At 60.4% G+C, this 23,053-nt stretch carries 23 protein-coding genes; 1 reads left to right on the forward strand and 22 read right to left on the reverse strand.

Features of this window, described 5'->3' with window-relative positions:
* Positions 1–7: 7 nt before the first annotated feature.
* Positions 8–2,560, reverse strand: a complete 2,553-nt coding sequence (locus tag AC2YB9_RS15240; RefSeq protein ID WP_487266206.1) for a DUF4153 domain-containing protein — start codon at positions 2,558–2,560, stop codon at positions 8–10.
* On the reverse strand, positions 2,557–3,243 hold the full coding sequence (locus AC2YB9_RS15245; RefSeq protein ID WP_487266207.1) for a response regulator transcription factor: 687 nt from the start codon (positions 3,241–3,243) through the stop codon (positions 2,557–2,559). Before AC2YB9_RS15245 ends, AC2YB9_RS15240 begins: the two co-directional genes overlap by 4 nt.
* Positions 3,244–3,358: 115 nt before the next feature.
* On the opposite strand from AC2YB9_RS15245, the gene AC2YB9_RS15250 reads away from it, so the two are divergent.
* On the forward strand, positions 3,359–4,015 hold the full coding sequence (locus tag AC2YB9_RS15250) for a class I SAM-dependent methyltransferase (protein WP_487266208.1): 657 nt from the start codon (positions 3,359–3,361) through the stop codon (positions 4,013–4,015).
* Here the strand turns inward: AC2YB9_RS15250 and AC2YB9_RS15255 are convergent.
* The 20 genes from AC2YB9_RS15255 to AC2YB9_RS15350 form a co-directional block, all read right to left on the reverse strand.
* Entirely contained in the window at positions 3,974–5,050 is a 1,077-nt protein-coding gene (locus tag AC2YB9_RS15255) for a prenyltransferase/squalene oxidase repeat-containing protein (RefSeq protein WP_487266209.1), read from the reverse strand. The two genes, AC2YB9_RS15250 and AC2YB9_RS15255, sit on opposite strands and share 42 nt — an antisense overlap.
* Entirely contained in the window at positions 5,047–5,796 is a 750-nt protein-coding gene (locus AC2YB9_RS15260; protein WP_487266210.1) for a class I SAM-dependent methyltransferase, read from the reverse strand. Before AC2YB9_RS15260 ends, AC2YB9_RS15255 begins: the two co-directional genes overlap by 4 nt.
* Positions 5,783–7,060 (reverse strand): glycosyltransferase family 4 protein, encoded by a 1,278-nt coding sequence (locus AC2YB9_RS15265; RefSeq protein WP_487266211.1) that lies wholly within the window; start codon positions 7,058–7,060, stop codon positions 5,783–5,785. The genes AC2YB9_RS15260 and AC2YB9_RS15265 overlap by 14 nt, the downstream gene beginning before the upstream one ends.
* A gap of 91 nt (positions 7,061–7,151) precedes the next feature.
* A complete protein-coding gene (locus AC2YB9_RS15270) occupies positions 7,152–7,937 on the reverse strand; it encodes a glucose 1-dehydrogenase (protein WP_487266212.1) in 786 nt (261 codons plus the stop codon).
* 34 nt (positions 7,938–7,971) lie between these two features.
* Entirely contained in the window at positions 7,972–8,865 is an 894-nt protein-coding gene (locus AC2YB9_RS15275; RefSeq protein WP_487266213.1) for a 3-oxoacyl-ACP reductase, read from the reverse strand.
* Positions 8,866–8,914: 49 nt separating this feature from the next.
* Entirely contained in the window at positions 8,915–9,118 is a 204-nt protein-coding gene (locus AC2YB9_RS15280; protein WP_487266214.1) for a ferredoxin, read from the reverse strand.
* 56 nt (positions 9,119–9,174) lie between these two features.
* Complete coding sequence (locus AC2YB9_RS15285) at positions 9,175–9,828, reverse strand: hypothetical protein (protein ID WP_487266215.1); 654 nt, start codon at positions 9,826–9,828, stop codon at positions 9,175–9,177.
* A 96-nt stretch (positions 9,829–9,924) separates the two neighbouring features.
* Positions 9,925–10,431 (reverse strand): hypothetical protein, encoded by a 507-nt coding sequence (locus tag AC2YB9_RS15290; protein WP_487266216.1) that lies wholly within the window; start codon positions 10,429–10,431, stop codon positions 9,925–9,927.
* The gene (locus AC2YB9_RS15295) at positions 10,428–11,606 is read right to left on the reverse strand and encodes an MCE family protein (RefSeq protein WP_487266217.1); all 1,179 of its coding nucleotides are present in this window, start codon (positions 11,604–11,606) and stop codon (positions 10,428–10,430) included. The genes AC2YB9_RS15290 and AC2YB9_RS15295 overlap by 4 nt, the downstream gene beginning before the upstream one ends.
* Positions 11,603–12,949, reverse strand: coding sequence for an MCE family protein (locus tag AC2YB9_RS15300; protein ID WP_487266218.1), 1,347 nt, complete (start codon positions 12,947–12,949; stop codon positions 11,603–11,605). The genes AC2YB9_RS15295 and AC2YB9_RS15300 overlap by 4 nt, the downstream gene beginning before the upstream one ends.
* Positions 12,946–14,154: an MCE family protein gene (locus tag AC2YB9_RS15305; protein ID WP_487266219.1), complete on the reverse strand. Its 1,209-nt coding sequence runs from the start codon at positions 14,152–14,154 to the stop codon at positions 12,946–12,948. Before AC2YB9_RS15305 ends, AC2YB9_RS15300 begins: the two co-directional genes overlap by 4 nt.
* On the reverse strand, positions 14,151–15,137 hold the full coding sequence (locus tag AC2YB9_RS15310; protein WP_487266220.1) for an MCE family protein: 987 nt from the start codon (positions 15,135–15,137) through the stop codon (positions 14,151–14,153). The genes AC2YB9_RS15305 and AC2YB9_RS15310 overlap by 4 nt, the downstream gene beginning before the upstream one ends.
* Positions 15,137–16,204: an MCE family protein gene (locus AC2YB9_RS15315; protein ID WP_487266221.1), complete on the reverse strand. Its 1,068-nt coding sequence runs from the start codon at positions 16,202–16,204 to the stop codon at positions 15,137–15,139. The genes AC2YB9_RS15310 and AC2YB9_RS15315 overlap by 1 nt, the downstream gene beginning before the upstream one ends.
* Positions 16,201–17,340: an MCE family protein gene (locus AC2YB9_RS15320; protein ID WP_487266222.1), complete on the reverse strand. Its 1,140-nt coding sequence runs from the start codon at positions 17,338–17,340 to the stop codon at positions 16,201–16,203. The genes AC2YB9_RS15315 and AC2YB9_RS15320 overlap by 4 nt, the downstream gene beginning before the upstream one ends.
* 4 nt (positions 17,341–17,344) lie before the next feature.
* Positions 17,345–18,184: an MlaE family ABC transporter permease gene (locus AC2YB9_RS15325; RefSeq protein ID WP_487266223.1), complete on the reverse strand. Its 840-nt coding sequence runs from the start codon at positions 18,182–18,184 to the stop codon at positions 17,345–17,347.
* Positions 18,184–18,957, reverse strand: coding sequence for an MlaE family ABC transporter permease (locus AC2YB9_RS15330; RefSeq protein WP_487266224.1), 774 nt, complete (start codon positions 18,955–18,957; stop codon positions 18,184–18,186). Before AC2YB9_RS15330 ends, AC2YB9_RS15325 begins: the two co-directional genes overlap by 1 nt.
* Before the next feature lie 67 nt (positions 18,958–19,024).
* Positions 19,025–20,542, reverse strand: a complete 1,518-nt coding sequence (locus tag AC2YB9_RS15335; protein ID WP_487266225.1) for an FAD-binding protein — start codon at positions 20,540–20,542, stop codon at positions 19,025–19,027.
* Positions 20,539–21,603 carry a 2Fe-2S iron-sulfur cluster-binding protein gene (locus AC2YB9_RS15340; RefSeq protein ID WP_487266226.1) on the reverse strand — a complete coding sequence of 355 codons (1,065 nt, stop codon included), beginning with the start codon at positions 21,601–21,603 and terminating at the stop codon, positions 20,539–20,541. Before AC2YB9_RS15340 ends, AC2YB9_RS15335 begins: the two co-directional genes overlap by 4 nt.
* The gene (locus AC2YB9_RS15345) at positions 21,596–21,895 is read right to left on the reverse strand and encodes a hypothetical protein (protein ID WP_487266227.1); all 300 of its coding nucleotides are present in this window, start codon (positions 21,893–21,895) and stop codon (positions 21,596–21,598) included. The genes AC2YB9_RS15340 and AC2YB9_RS15345 overlap by 8 nt, the downstream gene beginning before the upstream one ends.
* On the reverse strand, positions 21,895–23,043 hold the full coding sequence (locus tag AC2YB9_RS15350) for a 3-ketosteroid-9-alpha-monooxygenase, oxygenase component (protein ID WP_487266228.1): 1,149 nt from the start codon (positions 23,041–23,043) through the stop codon (positions 21,895–21,897). Before AC2YB9_RS15350 ends, AC2YB9_RS15345 begins: the two co-directional genes overlap by 1 nt.
* Positions 23,044–23,053 lie beyond the last annotated feature (10 nt).

Raw genomic sequence — 23,053 nt, forward strand, 5'->3', positions numbered from 1 at the left:
CGTCCGGTCATGACCCAGCCGTTGCCGGCGACGCACAATCGGTCGCGCGGTCGATGATTATTCCCCGCATTGCGCGGTCGGCACGCGATCTGCCGTAGTTCCAGCTGAGCCAGTCATCATCGGGCCGTACGAACCTCGCCAATGCGCATGCGCGTTCGGCGGCGGGAAGCTTCGCCATGATCGGGACCGCATCCAGCGACAAACCATCGAGGTAGGCCCAATCGATCTTCCCGGTTTGCTCGTACCGCTCGATGTTGTGCTGGGCGATCCAAGCGTCGGGATTGATCGCCGTCAGGCACAGGAGGATTGCGGCCGCACTCAGCAGCGCTGCTCGCGGTAGCCAACCCGCTTTCAAACCGATTCCGGCGATCAGGACTCCGAGCACGACCAGCCCAAGCCAACCCTCAAAAAGATCGACGAGCAGCCGAAGCCTGGTGAAGCCGTAGGCCTCTTGATAGAGGTGCATTCGGTAAAGCGCGGAAGCGACGACCACCAGCGTCAGTGCACACAACAGGCCTAGCGCACCGCGCAGCCAGAATCGATCGGCCGAGGATTCGACCGACGCCTTCCGCCCGGCGGCCCAGACCACGAGGAGGGTCAGCGCCGTTGCGACAGTCAACTGACCAAAGCCCTGATGGACATAGTCAGCATAGGTCAGACCGGTGGTCCGGCGTAGATAGTTGTGGCCGCCGAAGAACACGGTTGCCTGCGCGCTGAGAAAGAGCACGAAGACAACGTCGATAAGCACGACCGGCGCCAGCCACTCGTAACGTTTCTGGACTGGTCGGCGTTCGCTCATCCCGTTCGGGGTCGCGGGCGGGTTGAGCGCCAGATATGCGGCCGCCAAGACCACTCCCCCGACGGCAACTGCGACAAAAGCACGCAGCACCAGCCCGTCGATGTTCAGATCTGGGATCACGGCGTCGACCCACGTGGCAAACAGTGCATCGGCCGAGGCAAAGAGCAATCCAAAAGTCGTCAGCCCGAGAAGCGACCAAAGTGTTGTACGCATCGCCGCGGGGGTGTTGCCATTGCCGGTGATGCTCCGCATGGTCCGACCCAGCCACGGCATTCCCCGAAACCCAGCCAGCGGCCACGCGATGGCAGCACAGATGAATCCGGGGATCGTACGGCCGCGAGTCAGACCGACCATGCAGAGCAGTCCGCCAAACATCAGGGCGAGTACGACGATCCAATCGGCGTCACGGAGGACGACTGGGACGGCGAGCAGAATGCAAAGGCCCGCACAGGTCAGCGTAAATGGGTCACGGCGGTTCTTGGCTGCGTAAAAGAGCACCGCGCCAGCTGCCATCAGCAGTAGAAACGCGCCGAGCCCAGGATCTCGCGCCGGGATGACCAGGCCCGCCAAGACGCCAACGCCGGCGCAGGCCAGCAGGACACCGATCCGAGCGGACACCGCTTCCTCGGGCCAGAGTTTGCCGAAGAGATCGCCAATGCCCGACGGCGGCACTGCATACGAGGGGTACGCCGGGAGGAGCTGCGTGCGCGGTATGGCCTTCTCCTGAGTTTTGTTGGACTTTGGCTGGAGTGCTGGGTCGATCGGGAATACGGCGCGCACCCGCGCACCGTGCTCTCCTTTCACCGGATCCACGAAGCCGATCGTCCCGCCGTGCAGATCAGTGACCCAGCGGGCGATGGCCAGGCCGAGGCCGGTGCCACCGGTTTGCCCGCCAGTCGGTTCGCCCAACGTGCCAAACCGTTCGAACGCTTGCTCCCTGGTTTCGGGGGTGAGACCCGGTCCTTGATCGGTCACCTCAAGCCACCAGTCCGCCGCCATCGAAATGCCAAGTAGGTGGATAGTCCCGGCGGCCGGGCTATGACGGCTGGCGTTATCGAGCAGATTCGCTACGAGCTGACGCAGCCGCGCAGGATCGCCATTCACCATCAGTTCTGCGGGCTCGACCCTGACGTCAAACGTCACGGAGTTGGCTCCGACCGACGCTTCGGCCACCGCGTGTTCGAGTAGGTCCGTGACCAGTATGGATTGGATGTTGAGCGGCACCACGCCGGCATCGACGCGGGAGAGGTCAAGCAAGTCTTCGACCAATCGACCGAGCCGCTCGGCCTGATCGAGCGCCGCTTGTAGTCCGGCTGGATCGGGTTCGGCCACACCATCGACAAGATTTTCGAGCACCGCGCACAGCGCAGTCAATGGGGTTCGCAACTCATGGGAGACATTGGCAACCAAGTCGCGTCGTTGCTGATCGACCGTGGCAAGATCCTCGGCCATGCGGTTGAACGCACGAGCGAGATCACCCACCTCATCGCTAGAGACGGTATAGACGCGCCCCGAATAGTCACCACGCGCCATTCGCCGGGCCACCAGGGTCATTTGTCGCAGCGGCGACGTCATACCCGTAGCGAGCAGTTGCGTTACCGCCATCGCCATGAGAATCGTGACCGGGATGCTGAGCCATGGTGCGACTCCCGCACCGACGGTGGCCAGCACTGATGCCACCGCGACGCTGACCACGACCAGCACCCCCAGTTTGACCTTGATTGAGGTGATCCAATCAAGTGGACCGCGGGGCGCACTCACAGTGTCTCCAACGCGTAGCCGACCCCATGGACTGTCCGCACCCGCTCCGCGCCGATCTTGCTGCGTAGCGCTTTAACGTGGCTGTCGACCGTTCGAGTACCCGAAGCGTCCGGCCAGCCCCACACCTCAGCAAATAATTTGTCTCTGGTCAGCACGCGTCCCGGCGTCGCCGCCAGGCATGCCAGTAGGTCGAATTCAGTCGCGGTGAGTCGCACTTCGTCGGCACCGAGCCACACCCGGCGTGCGCCGGTGTCCAACGAAAGTTCACCCAGTTTGAGCAGACCGGCCCCGACCAGTTCAACGGCCCTATCGACTCGGCGCAACAGCGCGCTTACACGAGCAACCAGTTCGCGCATCCGAAACGGTTTGGTTAGGTAATCATCAGCGCCCACACCCAATCCGACCAAGATGTCCGATTCATCGTCGCGAGCGGTCACCATCAGAACTGGTACTGGCCGTTGCGCCTGAATGCGACGGCATACCTCATGGCCGTCAAATCCAGGGAGCATCACGTCAAGCACCGCGAGATCTGGTGTTGAGGTGGCGAACAACTCCACTGCGCCGGGCCCATCCCACGCCTGTACGACGTCGAACTCTTCGGCTCGTAGTCGGTCAGCGATCGCCTGATTGATGACTGGATCGTCCTCGACGACGAGGATGCGACGAACGTGGTTTTTGTTCATGATTCGACCCTAGATGCGGACTCGGTCGGGAATTGTCGCAACCTTGTGAAGATTCTGTGTAGATCGTCGTTGGGCGCTACTCCTCAACCGATATTGAGGGGGCAGAATGGCTCTCATGAACCCCGAGATGCCTGCTGACCTGCTCATCCATGCCAATGCGGCCAAAGGCTTCATGCCAGCTGATGAGGGTGCCTTCCTCCACCACATCGCTCGCGAGCGACTCCCCCACGGTCCGGCCCTGGAGATTGGGACCTATTGCGGAAAATCCGCGATCTACCTCGGCGCGGCGGCACGCGAGGTCGGCGGGCAGGTCCTCACGATCGATCACCATCGCGGTTCGGAGGAGAACCAATCTGGCTGGGAACATCATGACTCGTCCCTTGTTGACGACGAGTTCAATCTCATGGACACCCTTCCGGTGTTCCGCAAAGCGATCGCTCGCGCCGGACTCGAGGATCAGGTGACAGCCGTGATCGGCCGTTCGACAAGCGTGGCCACCTGGTGGCGTACGCCGATCAGCATGCTGTTCATCGATGGTGGCCATGCCGAGGTACACGCGCAGAACGACTACTCCGGTTTCGCGCACTGGCTGATGCCCGACGGAATGTTAATCATCCATGATGTTTTTGAGCGCGCCGCAGATGGTGGTCAAGCGCCATTCCACGTCTGGCAGCGGTCCGCCGGCTCCGGCAGCTTCGAGCCGACCAAAACGGTTGGATCGATGCGCGTATTAACGCGGACCCGCGGTAACGCTGGCGATCCGGTCGGCTGACTGGCAGCCACAATCGAGCACGATCTCGTTGAAGTCCACCCCGATCGTCGCTCCGGTCATCACGCCGGCACCCGGGGTTGTTCCGGTCAGGACGTCCCAAGCCAAGATCACCGCAGCGGCAGTGTAGGTCGTCTGCTCCGGCGGCCAGTTAACATTTTCGGGGAAGACGGATCCGGTCCAATATTTGCCTTCACCAGTGCGAAGGTGCTGAATGTCCGCGAACAGGGTGGCGGCACGGTCATCGCCGATCGCCGCCAATGCCATCACCAACTCACAGGTCTCGGCTCCAGTGATCCAAGGGTTGGAGCTGACACAGCGGATTCCGAGCCCGTCAACGACAAAGGTGTCCCACTGCGAGGCAAGCATCGCGTCGGCCGCTGGTCCACGCACCGCACCGCCGAGCACCGGGTAGTACCAATCCATCGAGAAGGTCGACTTGTCGAGGAACTGGTCGCGGTGCTCCCGAAGCGCATGCCCGAGCCTGGCACCCGCAAGCTCCCACTCCGGCTGCGGCTCTCCCATCAGTTCGGCGAGTGCGACTCCGGACCGAAGCGATTGATAGATGCTCGAGCTACCCGCGAGCAATGCCTCGCGGTTGACCTTCGCCGGGCCGCTTTCATCCCATTCGCGCGACCATGCAATCCCACCGAACGGAAGTTGCAGGCCGACCACAAGATTCAGCGCGCGTCGTACGACCGGCCACATGCATTCCAAAAAGGTCCGGTCCTTAGAAATCTTCCAGTGGTGCAGGACACCGACGGCGATGTATGCCGCCATGTTCGACTCGGTGCTGGAGTCCTCGACCTCGCCGCCGACAATTTTCATCGGCCATGAGCCGTCCGAGCGCTGGTTGCGAAAACACCAATCAAAGGCGGAAGCGGCCGCATCGAGTTGGCCGCCCACAAGCAGCGCCATCGCACCCTCGACGTGGTTCCACGCATCGGCATGCTCGCCGGTCGTCCACGGAATAGCGCCGTCCGGCTCCTGCATCGCGGCAATTGTGGCCGCTGTCTCTGCTATCTGTTCAGGGGTCAAGACGAAGCGCCATCGCCTACCGGCACCGTCGGCTTGCGCAGATACAGGACCATGCTCTTGCCAATCAGCGGGTTGAGGGCCTTCTCAGCCAGCCGCGTGGCGGTGCTATAACCGGGCCGCTTCATGATGTCCCAGACCAAGACCTGGTGATAGGCCTTGACCAACGGGTTGTCGTCATTCTTCACACCAACGGCACATTTGAGCCACCAATAGGGCGCGTGCAGGCCGTGGGCATAAGCAATCTTTTCGAACACCATGCCGGCATTCTCAAGCTTGCCGATCAGCTCCTTATCGGAGTAGATCCGAATATGGCCACCCGGCGTGTTGTGGTAATCGTCGGAAAGTTTCCAGCAGATGATCTCCGGCAGCCAGCGCGGTACGGTCACGGCCATTGTGCCGCCGGGACGCAACACTCGGACCATTTCGTTGATTGCCTGGATGTCAGCGGGGATGTGTTCGAGAACCTCTGACACGACCACCCGGTCGAACTCGCCGTCGGCGAAGGGAAGCGCCAGAGCGTCACCTTCCTTAATGTCCGCATAGGCGCCCTCGGGAACTTCCCCCGCTTCCTTCATCGCACCGAACAGGTCCAGCACCCCAGCCAACTCATCGGCGTCCTGGTCGAATGCGATGACATCGGCACCACGGCGGTACATCTCGAATGCATGCCGGCCGGCGCCGCATCCCATATCGATCACTCGGTCGCCGGGCTGCAGCCCAAGCCGGTCAAAATCAACTGTCAGCACGGTCGTTCTCCTTCTTCATTTCAACACCAGTCAGCGCCGCATGGGCGGCAATCACTTCTTCGTAGGCAGCAGCCGTGGCTTTGGCCACCGAGCTCCAACTGAACAGCTCCAGCACGCGTTGACGGCCCGCCCGACCCATCTCCGCTGCGCGCTCAGGATCGTCCAACATCTCGCCGATGGCGGCTTCAAGTTCGCCGACATCGCCGGGCGTCACCAGCGTCGCGCAGACGCCATCGGGGCCAACAACTTCGGGAATCGCCCCGGCCCGGCTGACCACCAGCGGGGTCGCACAGGCCATCAACTCCGCCGTCGGGAGGGAGAACCCTTCATACAGTGATGGCACGCAGGCAAGCTCAGCCGAGCCCATCACCGCGACAAGTTCCGCGTCGCTGATGCCATTCACAAACGTCACATGGTCGGCGATACCAAGATCGTCAATAAGATGCTCGGTTCGTCCGCCCGGCGTCAGCGTGGTGACGAGCAGCAATTCGACGTCACGCTCGGTGCGCAGTTTGGCGAATGCTTCAAGCAATGTGGCAATGCCCTTCATCGGCGCGTCAGCGCTGGCCATTGCCACGATCCGACCTGGGACACGCGGTGCAGTAGGCGGGACGAATACGTCGTCAACGCCGAGCGTGATGACCTCCAGCCGCTCCACGTCGACCCCAAAGTCTTTCACGATGTCGCGCTGGCTCGACTTTGAGACGGTAAGAATTTTCGGCAACTGCCGAGCCACTTTCTTCTGCATCCGCAGGAACCCGTACCAACGTCGAAGGCTGAGTTTCTTGCGTCGGGTCACCGCGCTCTCGATGTCGATGCGCCGGTCGAAGGTGATCGGGTGATGAATCGTTGCGATCAGCGGGAACCCTTGCTCAGCGATGTCGAGCATGCCGTAGCCGAGGGTCTGGTTGTCATGAACGATGTCGAAGTCGCCGTGCCGGCTCCGCATCAAACGTGCCGCGCGCGTCGAGAAGGTTTTCGGCTCAGGAAATCCTGCGGTCCACATCGTCAAGACTTCCTCGACATCGATGCGGTCGCGGTATTCCGACAGTTTTGGGGTCCGAAACGGGTCCGGATCGCGATACAGATCCAGCGATGGGACCTTCGTCAGTTCGACCCCCGGATCCAGCTCGGGATAGGGCTGGCCCGAAAACACCTCAACGGTGTGGCCGAGTGCAACCAATTCGCGGCTGAGATGACGGACGTAAACGCCTTGACCGCCACAGTGCGGTTTGCTGCGGTAGGACATGAGTGCGATGCGCAAGTATTGCCTCCGATTGGGCTGGTCGACCTGATTTCTATCATCCTTGGAGAATGCGCTACCTGCACCATTTTTCGCTGAGGTCTTCGTCACCTCACGAAACGCCGCCTTGGCCATTGTTACCCGGATAAAAAGCGTGGGTCGCGGTCACGCCACCGTCGACCGCGAACTCACCGCCGGTCGTGTATCCGCTCTCGTCGCTGGCTAGGTAAACGTACAACGGCGCAATGTCTTCGGGTGTTCCGACCCGTTCCAAAGGAACTCTGGTCGCTCCCCACTGCATGGCAAGATCGCCGCCGTGTTCCCGGGTCATCCCAGTATCAATCATTCCCGGATGCACCGAATTGACCCGGACGCCATATGCGCCGAGTTCGACCGCTGCGGCCTTGCTCATTCCGCGGATCGCAAACTTCGTCCCGGTGTAGCCCGTCAGCGACGCCATCCCCGCGAGCCCCTCCACCGACGAGCAGTTGATGATCGAACCTTGACGGTTCCGTTTCATTGCCGGCGCCACGGCCTGCATCCCCAAGAAGCAGCCGCGCATGTTGACGCTGACCAGCAAGTCGAAGTCCGCCAACGGCATCGTGTCGACCTCACCGAATCGCAAGATGCCCGCGTTGTTGACCAGGACGTTTGCCGCTCTTCCGAAGTGCTCCTCCGAATCGGTGACAAGCCTTGCCCATGATGACGGGTCACTCACGTCATGATGGCTGAAGCACGCTGCGTCACCCAGTTCCTCCGCGAGGGCCGTGCCAGCGGCGTCGGCCACATCGGCGAGCACCACTTTGGCGCCCTCGCGCACGAAGGCACGTGCGATGGCGGCGCCTTGACCATTGGCGGCGCCCGTGATGATGGCGTATTTGTCCTTGAGACGGGACATTGTTCTCCTTCGTGCCGGTGTGCGTAGAGGTGATCTAAAGCGAAAGAAGCGAGTCCGCAGCGAACGAGATGGAGGGGTCACGATCGGCAAAGAAACTGCCGACTTTTTGGTCAAGTTCTGCGGTCGACCAGATCTCGCCATCAGTGTCGAATCGTTCCTCCACGACGGGTGCGGCCATGAGCGCAACCATTCCCCCGTAGACGACAAACACTTGGCCGCTGATGTGCTCAGCTGCGGGGGACGCGAGGTAGGCAACTAGTGGTGCCACATGGTCCGGGCTGTACGGATCGATGGAACTTCCGGACTCATCAGCACCGAACACGGCGGCAGTCATTGCCGTACGGGCGCGCGGGCAGATGGCATTAGCCCGAACACCGATGCGAGCGAGTCCGCGTGCAGTCGACAGCGTCAGCGCAGTTATGCCCGCCTTTGCGGCCGCGTAGTTGGCCTGGCCAGGCGAGCCGGTGAGAAAGGCCTCCGAGGCAGTGTTGATAACGCTGGCATCGACCGCGGCCCCGGTCTGTTTTGCGAGCTGTCGCCAGTGCGCCGCAGCGTTCCGGGAGAGCAAGAAGTGACCGCGCAGATGGATCCGCACGACCAGATCGAACTCTTCGTCCGACATGTTGAACAGCATCCGATCGCGCGTGACGCCGGCATTGTTGACCACGATGTCCAACGAACCAAAAGTGTCCAGAGCAGTGCGCATGATCAGGTCTGCAGTTGACCGCTCGCCGACATCGCCTGGCGCAATCGCCGCCTCCACACCCAACGATTTGATCTCGGCTGCTGTCTCATCGGCGGCGCCGGGAAGGTCATTCAACACCAAGCGTGCACCGCTGCGGGCGAGGGCAAGCGCCTCTGATCGTCCGAGCCCCGCTCCGGCACCCGTGACAACAGCGACTTTGCCGTCAAGGTCGATGCCCGTCATAGCCGCACCGTGGAAGAACATCGGCCAACATGTGCATTTTCGACCTGGTTCACTCCGAATCCTCGATGATTCGCAATGCCGACTTAGGGCAGGCAGCAACCGCGCGCGTGACACGCTGGCGGTTTTCAGCAGTCACCGTCGGGTCACTGACCTGCAAGTTGTCATCATCGTCAAGTTCAAAGACATCCGGCGCAAGCCCCTCACACAGACCATTCGACTCACACGCGTCATAGTCGACCTCAACCCTTGCCATGCTGACCTCCGGCCTCAGGCCGATATCCTCGACCAGTAGATAGAACGTGTTCTAGTCTAGCCCAGCGCGGCGAGTTTGGAAATCACCCAGTTGCCCTTGATCTTGGTGAGACTGACAACCAAGGTGTTGCGATTAAGCTGCTGGTTCTTGCCACCTGCGGTGGTCGTCTGGTTCGTGAACACCAGCACTTTGGCCTTGCGGTTCGTCGCATTGATAATTGCTGAGGACACGGCGACCGCTTGCAGCACGATCTTGTTTTTGGTGGTGTTGTCCTTAACCTGCGACATGGTGCCGTCGTATTCCTTGCGGAACGACGGTGTCATCCGCGCGCGGGCGACCTCCATGTCATTCGCCAGAGTCTTGTAGTCATAGGACAACGTGCGCTGAGTCAGATCGGCCGCCGACACCAGCACCTCGGTTCGGGCCGCCTCACCAACCAGCGAGCCATTCGGGGCCGCCGCCGCAAAGCCTTGTTCGGCGCGCCACCACGACGCGCCAACGCCGCAGGCAGCAAGAACAACGAGCACGGCCAGCACCAACGTCAGCCGGCGCCGCAGAAAGTCCGATACGGCCTGCACTCGCGAGACCTGCGGCCTCGACGGATCCGCAATCGCTTCGACCTCCGGCTCCGGCTTTGGTGTAAGCGCGGGTTGTGTCGCAGACTCTGGCGCAGGGGTTTCTGCCTGCTCAGGCTTAGCGATGGGCTCCACGTCAGCATGGCAAAACCGGCATCGGCTCGCTGCCGCCTTGATAGTTTCTGCACACAAGGGGCAGACGCGTTCATCGCGTTTTAGTTTCGCCACGGCTCAGCCCACAAACTCTAGTTGGGCGACCAGCCAGCGGCTGTCTTGTTTGACCATCGACAGCTTGATCCGCCAAGACCGATCCTCAGTCTTGCCCTTCGTGCCTTTGTTCCGCACTTTGCTGCTCGCGGCCACGAAGACAGACGCTGCATCGGCATCAACCTCGCCTAAACCGATCTCATCGATACTTCCCTTGGAGAACGATTCTTGACTGATCGCCGCCTCTTTCAAAGACTTCAATGATGACGAATACTGCTTCTTAAAGGTCCCGGTCGCGCCGCTAAGCACCCCTTTTGCCAACTCGTCCATCTTGGTGTGGTCGATCGTCAAAAAAGCCAACGTTTCAGCCCGCGCCGCCTGATTGATATCGGCATAGGCCTGCGCGCGCTGTTCGGTTGGCGTGTTACCGGGCACGGCAGCGGCACCGCCGACCGCAAACAGCACCAACCATCCGCACAACACCGCGAGGACTACGGCAAGCACGGTGTTGCTAAGGGTCCTTCGGGTCACTTGCTGCCTCCGCTGGATCGTTGCTTGGTGGGACGTGGTGCGGGCACGTGGTTCATGCCGCGCATGTTCACCGGTGGACCCGTTTTGCACTCGGCCGGATAGTACGGATCGAAGCTATTCTTGGATGACAGCGGCGGTGACTTCGTTTTCGACTCGTTCGAGGTCGGTCGCCATTGCCCTGGCGGGAGATATCCACTGCCGTCACCCATACATGCCGCTGGCGTCTGATTCAGGTTGAGATTAACCCGTCCAAACTTCTGCTTTCCCTTGGTGAGCGCGCTGGGACCGGCCGCCGCTAGGCGTGGGAAGGTCACCAGGAGCTGTTCAAGCGCAGGTAGTCGAGCATCAAGCACATCTGACACGTTAACCAAGTGGGTCAAAAGCGGCGGCAGCTTGGTGCGCAAATCGCCGACCAAGAGCGATAGTTCGTCGGCCGAAGGGCCCGCTCGATCAAGGACGCGTCGAACGTCGCCATCTGATTTAGCCAAAGCGCCGGTGAGTGAATTCAGGTCACGGGCGAATGAACGAATGTTTGCGGAGTTGTCCTGTTGAGTCTGCAACACAGTCTTGGCTTGGTTGAACAAATCGATGGTCGCTGACTGGTTGGTCTGCGCCGCAGCGATGAAGTCTTGAGCATCATCGATCAGGGAACGCAGCGGTGTCGCGTTGTCTTTGAACATCGTGCCCAGTTCGGTGACTACGGTGTTCAAATCAGCCCCGCTCACGCTGGAGATGAAACCACTCAGATCCCGCATCAGCTCATCTTCGCCCAGCGGGAGACTTTCCTTATTGCCGCGCACCGTGTCGCCATCCTTCAACATCGGTCCTTGCTTGGACTGGGGTTCGAAGGACAGATATTGCTCACCGACAGCGCTGAGGTTATGAACGAACACCGGCGAATGCGCGGGCACCTTGATGCCTTCCTTAAGGCTGGCATCGACGCGAAGCCCCCCAGCCTTGACCGTCATCTTCGACACCTTGCCGACCTTGACGCCGCGATAGGTCACCTCACTTCCCTTAAAAAGGCCACCGGAATCGGGAAGCAGAACATGCACCGTATAGCCACGCCCGAGGACTTGATCGACGAATCCCAGATAGGACGCGCTGACGTACATCATGCCGACTGCACTCAGCAGCACGAAAGCAATCAGCCTGACCTTGATGCCGCGCCTCATCGCGAACCTCCACCTAGGAGGCCACCGATAAGTCTCTGGACAAGTGACTGATCCAGCCCGCCGAGCACATCGGGCGAGACTTGCGGGATACCTGGTACGGGCGATGCACCCGGCTGTGCCTTAGGTGCGTTGCCAGTTGCTCCACCCGGAGCTTCCTGCTCGACGCGACGAAGCGCGGCGGAGACATCAGCTGCGGCCGTTTGGTCGCACAACGGCAAGGAGCCGAGCAGCGAGCAGAGCTGATCTACGGCGCCACTTGCTGGCGCGCAGATCGGGGCGAGCGGCGTTCCGCGACACAAGGTGACGAGATCGTTGAGTGTCGTCGGCAACAGCCCGCCCTCGCTGACCGGAATGAGCTTGATCTGCAGTTTGAAAACAACATTGGCAAAGTCACCGCGGATGGTATCGGCGGCTTCAAGCGGGAACGGATAGCTCGCGACGGCAACCAATCCTGGGACGAGGGAGTCGCCGGTATCGGCGAGCTTGCGCAGCACCGGCTCAAGGTGACGCAATTCGGCGACTAGGTCATCCTTGGTCTCATTGACGACGCGCGTCCCGACCTCGCCAAGCTTGTCTAGTTCCGAAAGCATCTTGACCAACTGTGTGTGTTGATTACTCAGCACCTTGATTGCCGGCGCGGCCGCATCAATCGCGTCACCGATGGTGTCCTTCTCGGCAACGAGGGTTCGGCTCAAACCGTTGAGCGAATCCAGCGCATCGATGATGTCACCGCGCTGCGAATTCAGCGTGCCAACCAATATGTTGAGTTGGTTGAGGACGTCTCGGATCTTTCCGGTGCGCCCGTCCATCATTTCGTTCAGCTCGTGAGTGATGGTCTGCAACTGTCCGATGCCGCCACCACTGAGTAAGAACGAAAGCGCGCCGAGAACCTCCTCGACCTCCGGATTGCGCCCGGTATTCTTCATCGGTATCACGTCGTTGGGGCCAAGTCGGCCGCTGCCAACAGGTGCCGCTTGCGAGTCGCCGGTCGCCTTGGGCTCGGAGAGCTGCACGACTTTTTCGCCCAATAGGCTCGTCTGCTGGATCTGTGCCTCGGCGTTTGCGGGGAGCACCACATCCTTACGGATACGCATCTTCACGCGAGCATGCCAGCCAACCCTGCTGATCGATTCGACCTGCCCCACCGGAACGTTGCCCAACATCACCGAAGAACGCGGCACGACGTTGAGCGCATCGGCGAAGTCTGCATTGACCACGAATCCGTCATTCTTGCTGACCTTGTTACCGGGAAGAGGGAGATCATAAACACCGTTAAAGGAGCACCCGCTCACCGTAAGAACCAATAACAGCACGATAGTTACGCGCCACCGAGAGGAAGTCATTTCAGCACACCCCCGAGAAGTGACAACAACGAAGGCGGCCCGTTCTTCGGCTGTGAGCCCGGGATCGCAGGTATGTCTGCGGGTTTGGCCGCGGGCGCCGGAGTCGCAGCACCGGGAGTGCTTCCTGCTGCCGCCGCGCCACTAGCCGCAGGAATCAGTGGTTCCAGCAGACTCGTGATCAACGTACATACCGCTTGCGGAGCACCTGCATTGACGAGGGTCTGGCACAAGAATTGGTCGGGTCGGAACTGTATGCCGGGAGTAATCTGCACACGTGAACCGAATGTGCCGGTCGTCGGTTCATAGGCCACAGCCAGGTTGCTCAATGCCACGGAGCCCTTTTGGACCACCAGGCCAAGGGAATCTTTCTGCCGGTCCACCCGGTTGACCACGCTGCTCAGCAGGTCAACGTCTTGGCCGAGGGTCTTGCGGTTGTCGGCTACGAATCCTTTGACCGAACCAAGCACCTGTGCCAGCGACGCGAGCACCTGCTTGAGCTCGTCGCGTTCGCCGTTGAGTTGGCCCGACACTGAAGTGAGGTCCCGGAGGAAGGTTTGCACCGCCGTGTCGTTCGCCGCCAACGTGTCGGTTAGGCCGGCCAATGAGCGGACGTTGTCGAAGAGCGGGCCACGGTTGCTGGCGAACGTGTCGGCCGCCGCCGACAGATTGCGGATTGTCTTGGACCCCAGCGCACCATTGCCATCGAGCGCCTTCGCACTTGCCGAGAGCAGGTTGTTCAAGGCCCCCTTCGTCGATCCAGCTTTTGGACCGAGAGTCACCGAGAGATCATCCAGTGCCTTGTACATGCGATCAAGCTCAACCGGCGTCTGGGTCCGACTGAGCGGGATGTCGCTCCGATCGGAAAGTACGCGCCCCTGGCCATAGGCCGGGAACACCTGCACATAGCGGTCGGCCACAAGTGTGGGAGTCACAACGGCAGCTTTGGCATCGGCCGGCAGTTTGTAGGTCGAGTCGTACGTCATCTCAACGCGGACGCTGTTCCCCTCGGGAACGACCGCGGTCACTTGGCCGATTCGCACCCCCATCACGCGAAGGTCGGTGCCCGGATAGACCGCGATGGCACGATCAAAGTGAGCAGTGACGGTGCGCGAGCCACTACCAGGGAAAACGATCAACGCGGCTGCCAGGAGCACGATGGGGATTGCCGTCAATAGCACTCGGATCGGCCTGCTGGTGATATTCATCGGCCAGTCCCGGGTGCTATTGGGGTGAACTCACCGGTGAATACGCCGGTGATGTTGGGAACGTAAGCGTCGAACCACGGGCCGGTGCCGATGACGTTACCGAGGATGCTGACATACGGTCCGTAGTTACGCAGGAGCGTCTCGATCTGATCTTCACGCGCGTGCAAAAACGTCAAGACATTCTTTAGCCGGTCCAGCGTGGGCGCGAGCTGCTTCTGGTTGTCCTGCACGACGCCGTCCAACTCTTTCGCCAACTGGTTGGCGTTGACCAGGAGTTCGTGGATCGTCTGCTTACGTTGCTGCAGTTCTTGGAATACCAGGCTGGACTGTTTCATCAGAGTGACGAGGTCACCCTTCCGCTCATCGAGCAGCGAGGTGACATTTTTCGACCGCTTCAGCAGGGTCGTGATCTCCGCATCTCGTGATGCGATGGTCTTGGAGAGGCGGGACAAACCGGTGAAACTGGAGCGGACTTCAGGGCCAGCCGCATCCATGGTCTCTGCCAGTGTGTCGAGCGCTTTGGTGAGGTTCTCTTTGTCGGTGTCCTCAGTCTGTTCGGTGAGCTCACCGAGCGTCCCCACGATGTCAAAAGCGACGTCGGTGCGGGACAACGGGATCGTGGCACCGGCAGGCAGGACGCCGCTACCTGCTGGAGTGACGTTCAAGAATTTCTCACCAAGCAAGCTTTTCACTTCGACGCTGGCGCGCGTCGACTTGCCCAATTTGACGCCCTTGGCGTCAAAGTCGACGATCACTTTCTGCGGGCCGATGTGCATCTTGCTCACCCGCCCGACGGCAATACCAGCGACCTGTACCGCAGTGCCAACCCGCATACCGCTGGCATCGCTGACCTCAGCGTGGTAGTTCGTGCCACGAAAGCCGGGGAATTTTTGCAGATTGAATGATGCGGTCAGCACCACCAGCAGCAGCGCAATCGTGATGAAGCCGAGCCGCAAAATTTTTGCATCACTTCTACGTGTCATCACTGACACCTCTTCGCTTTGCTTTGCAGCGTGAAATCGGAGATATAGCCCTGCACATCGGCTGGCAACGTGTCCATGAGAACACTCGGCAGCACCACACCACCATGGAACTCGCAGAGATAATAGTTGTACCAGGAGCCGTAGACGCCGATTCTGGTCTGCTTCGCGAGCATCTCCGGAAGCTCCTTAAGCGCACGGGCGAGGTACTTCTTGTTCTCCGGCTTTGCGAGCACGGTGAACAATCTCCGTAATTGGGCAACGTCCGCTTTCAGCAGCGGCCGGCTGTCCGTGAGGAGGTCAGCGACGGCCTCGGTAACCCGAGAAATATTGGTGAGCGATGAGCCGATGACCTTGCGATCCTTGGCAAGATCACCGAACCAGGACCGCAGGTTGACGATCAAATCATCGAGTTCTTGGTGGTGATCATCGACCGTCCCAATTAACGTGTTCAGATTGGTGATGACCTCACCAATGAGTTGGTCACGATCGGCCAAGTTGTTGGTGAGCGACGCGGTGTTGGCAAGCAATTCCTGCACCGTCCCGCCTTCGCCTTGGAGAACCCGCACGAGGTTGAGTGAAAGCTTGTTGACATCTTCTGGGCGTAATGCGGCGAACAGCGGTTGGAAACCATTGAACAGTGCCGTCAGGTTGAGCGACGGAGTGGTTTGATTCATCGGGATCGTAGCGCCGGACGGAAGCCGCGACGCATCCGCTTTGCCCTTCGACAGCGACATATAACGATCGCCGATCAAGTTGAGAAACCGCACGTTGGCCCGTGTCTGCCGGCTAAGCGGGACCCCGTCCTTCACTTTGAACGTCACCAGGGCGTTGTTGCGGTGGTAAATCTCGACCTTTTTGACCTTGCCGACCACTACACCAGCGACGCGCACATCATCGCCCGACGTCAGCTCCGAGGCGCTGCTGAATACCGCTTTATATTCAGTCTGGGAGCCAAGTCCGAAGCCACCCATGATGGCTACCAACAAGCCGGTCACGAGCACGGAGACCATGGTAAAAATTCCGAATCGAAACACGGCCAAGTAGAAGGTGGTATTGCGACTATTCATCGAATACCCCCATCCGGCTCATCCTTGTTGGTTCCATCCTTCAACGGCAGGAACGGCGCAGGCTTGTCGTAATTGTCCGGCAGCCCGAGACACCACGGTCCGTGACCGACTTCCCCGAATGCTGGCGCATCCTTGGCGGTGTATGCCGTACGCTGCGGCGCGCCCAACTCGAGGGTCTGATGAATCACTCCGTTTTGGAAGACATTCTTCGTGTTGGCAACTTGCCGGTCTAGGCCAGTCAACAGACATGGCAGTTCAGGTGAGTAGGTGTCGAGTAGCGCCAGTAATGGGCGTGCCGAACTGGTCTGCGCAATCAGCAGCTTCTCATTTTCAGAAAGCGTTTTTCGGGTGATGACCGCCAAGCCGGTAAGGCTGCTCAATGCGCGATTGAGATCGGCCTTCTTCTGGGTCACTGTCCGCGCCGTCACCGTTGCATTTCGCAGCAGGCCAATCAGGTCCGGCGCTGCCAAGTCATAGGTCTTCGACACCTTCGCCAGCAGTTTCAGGTCCGTGCGCAGCGTCGGTAGTTCCGGGTTCATCCGAATGAGGTAGTCGTCCAAATCAACCAACGTGTCGCCGAATTGTTTGCCCTTGCCCTGCAATGCATGCGCGAGGGCGTAGAGCGTGGCATTCAGATCGGCCGGCTTGACCGAGCGCAAGAGCGGGAAGAGATCGGCCAGGATTTTCTGCAAATCGACATTCGTCGTTACTTGGCTTGCCGGAATCACCGCACCGTTGCGCAATGGGCCGGTCGATGTTGCCGTTTTGGGTGGCACGAGTGCTATGTAGTTCCGCCCGAACAGCGTCGTGGGCAGGATCTGCACGCGGATGTCACTACTGATCACACGCGCCACCTCCGGGCGCAGCTCCATCGTGATCACGGCCTGTTTTCCGTCGCTGTCGATCTTTCCGACCCGACCAACCAGCGCACCGTGCAACCGCACATCGCCGAACTTTGCGAGCTGCAGACCCGAGCGCTCAGCCAAGACGGTGACCGTGGTTTTGGCGGTGAACTTTTTGTCGTAGACCGCGATCGAGAGGGCGATCAGCATTGCAATCGAGACGAGGAAAACGATGCCAGCAAGAAACAGCCGACGATGCTCTCCCGGGGAGTCGTGAACGAGATTGACCAGCACCGGTTTACCCCGTGATCCGCACTGTTGTCGTCGATCCCCAGATCGCGTAACTGAGGAAGAAGTTCGCGACGACAACGGTCACAATTGACGTACGGATAGCCGTCCCGACCGCCAGCCCCACGCCGGCAGGTCCGCCCGAAGCGGTGTAGCCGTAGTAGCAGTGGATCAGGATGATCGCGACTGCCAGCACCATCAACTTTGCGAAGGACCACAGGATGTCCACCGGTGGCAGAAATTGCAGGAAATAATGATCGTAGGTGCCCACCGATTCGCCGTAGACCATTGTGGTGATCAACCGCGGCGAGAGGTACGACGCCAGGAGCGCGACGGTGTAGAGCGGAATCACGGCGATGAAACCGGCAATCATCCGGGTGGTCACCAAGAACGGAAGTGACGGGATACCCATCACTTCGAGCGCATCGATCTCTTCGGAGATGCGCATCGAGCCAAGCCGTGCGGTATAGCCGCAGCCGACTGTGGCCGCCAACGCGATCGAGGAGACGAGTGGCGCCACTTCACGGGTGTTGAAGTATGCCGAGATGAATGCCGTGAACTTCGCGACGCCGATCTGGCTCAGTGACGCATAGCCCTGAAGTCCGACCTCGGTGCCGGCGAAGAATGCGAGGAAGGCAATCACGCCCACGGTGCCGGCGATGACCGAGAGCGCACCGACGCCGAAGACCACTTCGGCCAACGTTTTGGCGATCTCTTGGCGATAAATTCGCAACACTTTGGGGGTCCACGCCAGCGCCTTGACATAGAACACCAGCTGATCGCCCCACGTCTCCACGCGCAGCCGTTGCCCCCTGACGAAAGAGGTCCCTAGGTCGCTGAGAAGGCTCATCACATACCCGCTTGTGGCACGAGTTGGAAGTACAACGCGGTGATGATCGAGTTCAGTAGGAAGAGCAACATGAACGCGAGGATTACCGACTCGTTCACCGCTCGGCCCACGCCGGCCGGACCGCCACCTGCGGTCAATCCCTTATATGAGCCCACTATCGCTGCCAAGAAGCCGAAAATGGCGGCCTTGACCATCGAGACGTAAATGTCGGGCAAGGTGGCAAGCGCGGTGAACGATGACAGGAACGCGCCCGCCGACCCGCCTTGGGCGATCACCGTGAAGTAGTAGCCGCCTGCGATGCCGGCGGTAATGACAATCCCGTTCATGAGGAGGGCTACAACCAGAGTTGCCAGCGCTCTAGGTACGACCAGCCGCTCGATCGGATCGATACCCAGAGTTTCAAGGGCATCGATCTCTTCGCGCATCTTCCGCGCACCAAGGTCCGAGCAGATCGCCGAACCGGCCGCGCCGGCAATGATCAGCGCCGCGGCGATCGGTGCCGCTTCGCGTACGGTGGCGAGCACTGCCGTGGCACCGGCGAATGACTCGGCGCCGAGCTGTCCGGTGAGGTTGCCTACTTGCAACGCAATGACCGCGCCGAAGGGGATCGACACGAGAATCGTCGGCATCAGCGTGATGCTGGTGATGAACCAGGCCTGCTCCAGAAATTCACGGGTTTGGAAGCGGGTGGTGAACGTCAGCCGCACCACATCCCACGCCAATGCAGCGACGTGGCCCGGGCCACGAATCACAGAGAGTGCATTAAAGCCCATGTCCCCTCCTGTGACCCGTCGATTCCGAAATGGCAATACCTATTACAAAGCGCGCAGACCATTCGTCCTACCGACCGATCTCAGTAGAGTAACGACCCAGCGCAGGCTCCGTTACGTTCTCGAAAGTCTTCATCGCTGCGTGGCGGCCAGCGCGTCGACCGAAGTACGACGCCTCTCCCAATTGGGTGCCTGAGGCATAGCCACGGCCGTCAACGGCGATATTGGAGGCACACGCACCGGCGGCATAGAGCCCGTCGACGACCGCTTGATTCTCGCGCAGCACCCGGCCGTTGTGATCGACCCGCAGGCCGCCGCAGGTGAACCCTGAATAGAAGCATTTGCCAGGCGTCAGGTCGTAGGCACCGTACGGTGGTTGGTCGAGCGGTTCTACCCACTCCGAGGCCTTGCGGAACACGGGATCCACATCCTCGCGCGCGGCCGTGTTGTAGTCAGCCAGAGTCTGCGCCAGCGAGCCATCCGGCAATCCCAGCCCGACTTCCATCTCGGCGATGGTGTCCCAGCCATCGACAAGTGGCTGCAGGCCGTATGCCGGCTCGGCCATATGTGTCGAGTCGAGGATCAACCAAGCCTTTTGTTCGGGCTGGTCAAAAACGAATGCCGAGGTCCGCGAATGGTAGGAGTCCTCGGCGACGAAGCGTTCCCCGCGGTTGTTCACGCAAATTCCCTTGACCAAATCACCCGGCGGATAAAATGGCGCGGTCAGGAAAGCGCCGTCCATGTGCTCAGCAAAACCGCCAACTGATTCGCCAAGGCGAATGCCTAGGCCGTCGTCGTAGGTGTTGCCAAGTGCCATCCCCCGAGCCAGCAGTGCTTCGAGCGCAGGCGCGAACTCGTGCACCATGTCGGGATTCATCACGAAGCCACCAGCGGCGATCACCACTGCGTCCGCGCGCACGAAGCCAGTTTCACTGAACCGCCGCCAGCTCGCACCGACGACCCCCACACCGTCCTGCTCAGTCTGTTCGGTCACAAGCGCGGTTGCACCGGTGTCGTAACGAACCTCGACGCCCAACTCGTCCAAACATTTCAGCGCAAGGTCAAGCACCAGCGAGGCGCCGCCAATGTCGCCGGCCATCGGCGGCTTATGTCCGCGCGGCGCAGGAACGGCGATTTCGCAAAATGGCCAGAGCTTCTCGTTGCCGCTGAACATCACACCTTCGGTGCCCGGCTGAATGACCGCTTTCGTTGCGTAGTAGGACCGCTCAAACTCAAATCCCAGCGCCTCGAGCCAACCGAAGTGCTCGACGCTGTCGTCGCTATAGAGACGAATCTTCTCCGAGTCGCAGGTCGGCGACACGGCCGTGAGGTACTTCGCCATCTCGGCAGAGGTGTCATCGAAGCCGGCCGCCTGCTGAACGGGTGTGCCGCCTCCGAGATAGAAATGGCCGCCAGCCATCGCACTGGTGCATGACAGGCGCCCGCCACGGTCGAGAACAAGCACTCTCGCGCCGGCTCGCGCTGCCTCGATCGCGGCCGCAACGCCGGCCATACCGGCACCGATGACAAGCACGTCGACCTCGTCCGACCAAGAACTCACGGCCTCGACACCGACGTTGGCCGTCACGAGTACGTCACCCGCACCTTCTGGGTCACGGGGTCACTCTGGCAAGCGAGACGGATGCCGTCGGCCAAGTCTTCCGCATCGAGCACATCATTGACACGCATAGCCACTTCGCCTTCCAGCAGACGTACCGCGCACGCAGAGCACTCACCCTCACGGCACGAATACGGCGCTTTCACACCCTTACTTTCAAGGTGCTCAAGAAGAGTCGTGCCTGACTTCCAGTCGTCGAATTCGTAGTCCACGCCGTCGAGTTCGACCTGCAACTGAACCGGCTCACTGGACGGCGTTTCATCGGCGGCGTCGCCGTCGACCGGCACAGCCTCGATTAGTGGTGCGCCGACGTCGAATGGGTTGCCGCCGAGGGAAACAAACTTCTCCTGATGGCGACGTTCCCGTGGGAACCCGAGCTGCTTAAGCGCGGCGATCGTTGCTGCCATGAACGGGCCCGGTCCGCAAACAAAGGCGTCTCGTTCTGAGTATTCAGCAGCGAAGGCAAGAAGTTGATCCTGGGTGGGCAGACCTTGAACCGATTCAAGCCAATGCACCACCTGCAACCGATCGGGGTGGGCAGCCGCAAGCTCGGCCAACGCGGTGCGGAAGATCACCGATTGTTCGTCGCGGTTGGCATAAAAGAGGACGATCCGGCCCGAACCGCGAACCAAGCAGGTGCGGATGATCGAGATCACTGGCGTGATGCCGCTGCCGCCAGCGAAAAGCAGCAAATCGGCGTTGAGATCCTTCGGTGTGAATATCCCGCTGGGCGGCAGCACGCGGAGCCTGGCGCCCGGACGGAGCTGGTCGCAGATCCATCGGGACGCATAGCCATCGAGTGTGCGCTTCACCGTGATCGTGAGCGGGCCGTCGTCGATCGGTGTTGAGGAGAGCGAATAACTTCGTGCCACTTGGCCGGTCAGGTCGCTGGGAATAGACACCGTGAGGAACTGTCCGGGAACATAACTAAAATGTTCGCGATGCTCACCCGGGTCAAGAACGACCGACCGCGCATCGCTGGTCTCCTCGATCACCTCGAGCACGGTCAACTCGAACGAATCGTCACTCATCGCTCGACCCGATCGGGACGGTTCCGCTGCGCACCGCTTCGTCGATCGAGTTCGAAATCGACGGACAGCCTGAATGGACCGGGCGCCCGCCCTCCAGCCGGTCGAGGCCGGCAAATGTTGCACAGCCTTGAACGGCCTCGCGGGTCCACTGGATCGACGTGTGGTGCTCGCTGTTCTTACGCACTTCGACTCGTACGTGGCATTGCGTGCACGTCACCTCCGCCAACTGGCCGCGGGTGTAGAGCACCCGGTCTGCCAGTGTTTCCGGATCGGAGGGAACGATATAGGCCATCAGACATCGACCGCTTCGGCCTGCTGATCCTCGGCAGCCTTGCGGGCAAGATTCTCCGCGACCTCGGCCCGCCAGTTTTCGTTCGCCTTGGTGGTGTCCACTTCAAATTCGAAACGCTCGATCATCTCGTCGGTGATATCAGCCTTGTCGACATAGAACTGCTCGTACCAGCGGCGGAGCTGGTAAACCGGGCCATCCTCCTCGCAGAGCAACGGATTCTGCACCGGCGCTTTGTTCTGCCAAATGGCGACGTCCTGCTGGAACCCGGCGGAGAAGGACTCAACATACTTTTCGGCGATGTAATTCGCGGTCGCATCATCGACACCAGCTGGCTTCTCCACACACAACCCGAACTGCAGATTAAAGGAGTTCGGTCCGGTCGGCACGTGGCAGTTGATCAAGATGATCTTCGTGACGAAGCCCTTGTAGTCGGTGTCAAGCCAGTTCACCATGTACGACGGTCCGTAATAGGTCGCTTCCGATTTGAGGATCAGGTTCTCGTCGCCGTAACCCTCCGCCTTCATGTCCGGTCGGCCGGTCGATTCCATGAACTGGGTGGCTTTATCGTCCTCGAACACGTTGCGGAAGTTCGTGGGGAAGGCAAAATGAATGTAGAAAAAGTGGGCCATGTCCACGACATTGTCGATAATTTCTCGGCAGTGCGCGTTGTCCACTTCGATAACGTTCCAGGTCCATTCGGTGTAACGATCGGTTCCCACGCCTTCGAGTTCGGGCGGCAGCGCATCCATATCGGCTGGCGCACCCTCAGGGTCGTGCCAAATCAACAACTGTCCGTTGCGGACGACGCTTTCGTAGTGCTGGGTCCGAGCTCGTAGTGGCACGCGTCGGGCATACGGAATCGCCTTGCATTTGCCATCGCCGCCCCAGCGCCAGTCATGGAACGGGCAGGCGATCTCATCACCCTTGACCGTGCCTTGAGTCAGGTCACCACCCATGTGCCGGCAATAACCGTCGAGCACGTTGAGGTCGCCTTGGGAGTTACTCCACACCACCAGTTTGCCGCCGAATGCGTATACCTCGTGTGGCTTTCCGTCGGCGAGAAAACGCTCAAGACCGAGGCAATGCCAGCCCCTAGCGAACCGCGCCGGAACCGAACCTGCATCCAATGCGCGAGAGAATTCAGTCACTTTTGCCTCC

It is taken from the genome of Aeromicrobium changchenzhani (genome assembly GCF_057586615.1).

Coding starts and splice junctions, on each gene's coding strand:
- AC2YB9_RS15340 (WP_487266226.1), bottom strand. CDS start 21,603: ATGAGTGACGATTCGTTCGAGTTGACCGTGCTCGAGGTGATCGAGGAG.
- AC2YB9_RS15300 (WP_487266218.1), bottom strand. CDS start 12,949: ATGACTTCCTCTCGGTGGCGCGTAACTATCGTGCTGTTATTGGTTCTT.
- AC2YB9_RS15325 (WP_487266223.1), bottom strand. CDS start 18,184: ATGAGCCTTCTCAGCGACCTAGGGACCTCTTTCGTCAGGGGGCAACGG.
- AC2YB9_RS15280 (WP_487266214.1), bottom strand. CDS start 9,118: ATGGCAAGGGTTGAGGTCGACTATGACGCGTGTGAGTCGAATGGTCTG.
- AC2YB9_RS15305 (WP_487266219.1), bottom strand. CDS start 14,154: ATGAATATCACCAGCAGGCCGATCCGAGTGCTATTGACGGCAATCCCC.
- AC2YB9_RS15275 (WP_487266213.1), bottom strand. CDS start 8,865: ATGACGGGCATCGACCTTGACGGCAAAGTCGCTGTTGTCACGGGTGCC.
- AC2YB9_RS15250 (WP_487266208.1), top strand. CDS start 3,359: ATGAACCCCGAGATGCCTGCTGACCTGCTCATCCATGCCAATGCGGCC.
- AC2YB9_RS15345 (WP_487266227.1), bottom strand. CDS start 21,895: ATGGCCTATATCGTTCCCTCCGATCCGGAAACACTGGCAGACCGGGTG.
- AC2YB9_RS15330 (WP_487266224.1), bottom strand. CDS start 18,957: ATGGGCTTTAATGCACTCTCTGTGATTCGTGGCCCGGGCCACGTCGCT.
- AC2YB9_RS15270 (WP_487266212.1), bottom strand. CDS start 7,937: ATGTCCCGTCTCAAGGACAAATACGCCATCATCACGGGCGCCGCCAAT.
- AC2YB9_RS15245 (WP_487266207.1), bottom strand. CDS start 3,243: ATGAACAAAAACCACGTTCGTCGCATCCTCGTCGTCGAGGACGATCCA.
- AC2YB9_RS15310 (WP_487266220.1), bottom strand. CDS start 15,137: ATGACACGTAGAAGTGATGCAAAAATTTTGCGGCTCGGCTTCATCACG.
- AC2YB9_RS15315 (WP_487266221.1), bottom strand. CDS start 16,204: ATGAATAGTCGCAATACCACCTTCTACTTGGCCGTGTTTCGATTCGGA.
- AC2YB9_RS15295 (WP_487266217.1), bottom strand. CDS start 11,606: ATGAGGCGCGGCATCAAGGTCAGGCTGATTGCTTTCGTGCTGCTGAGT.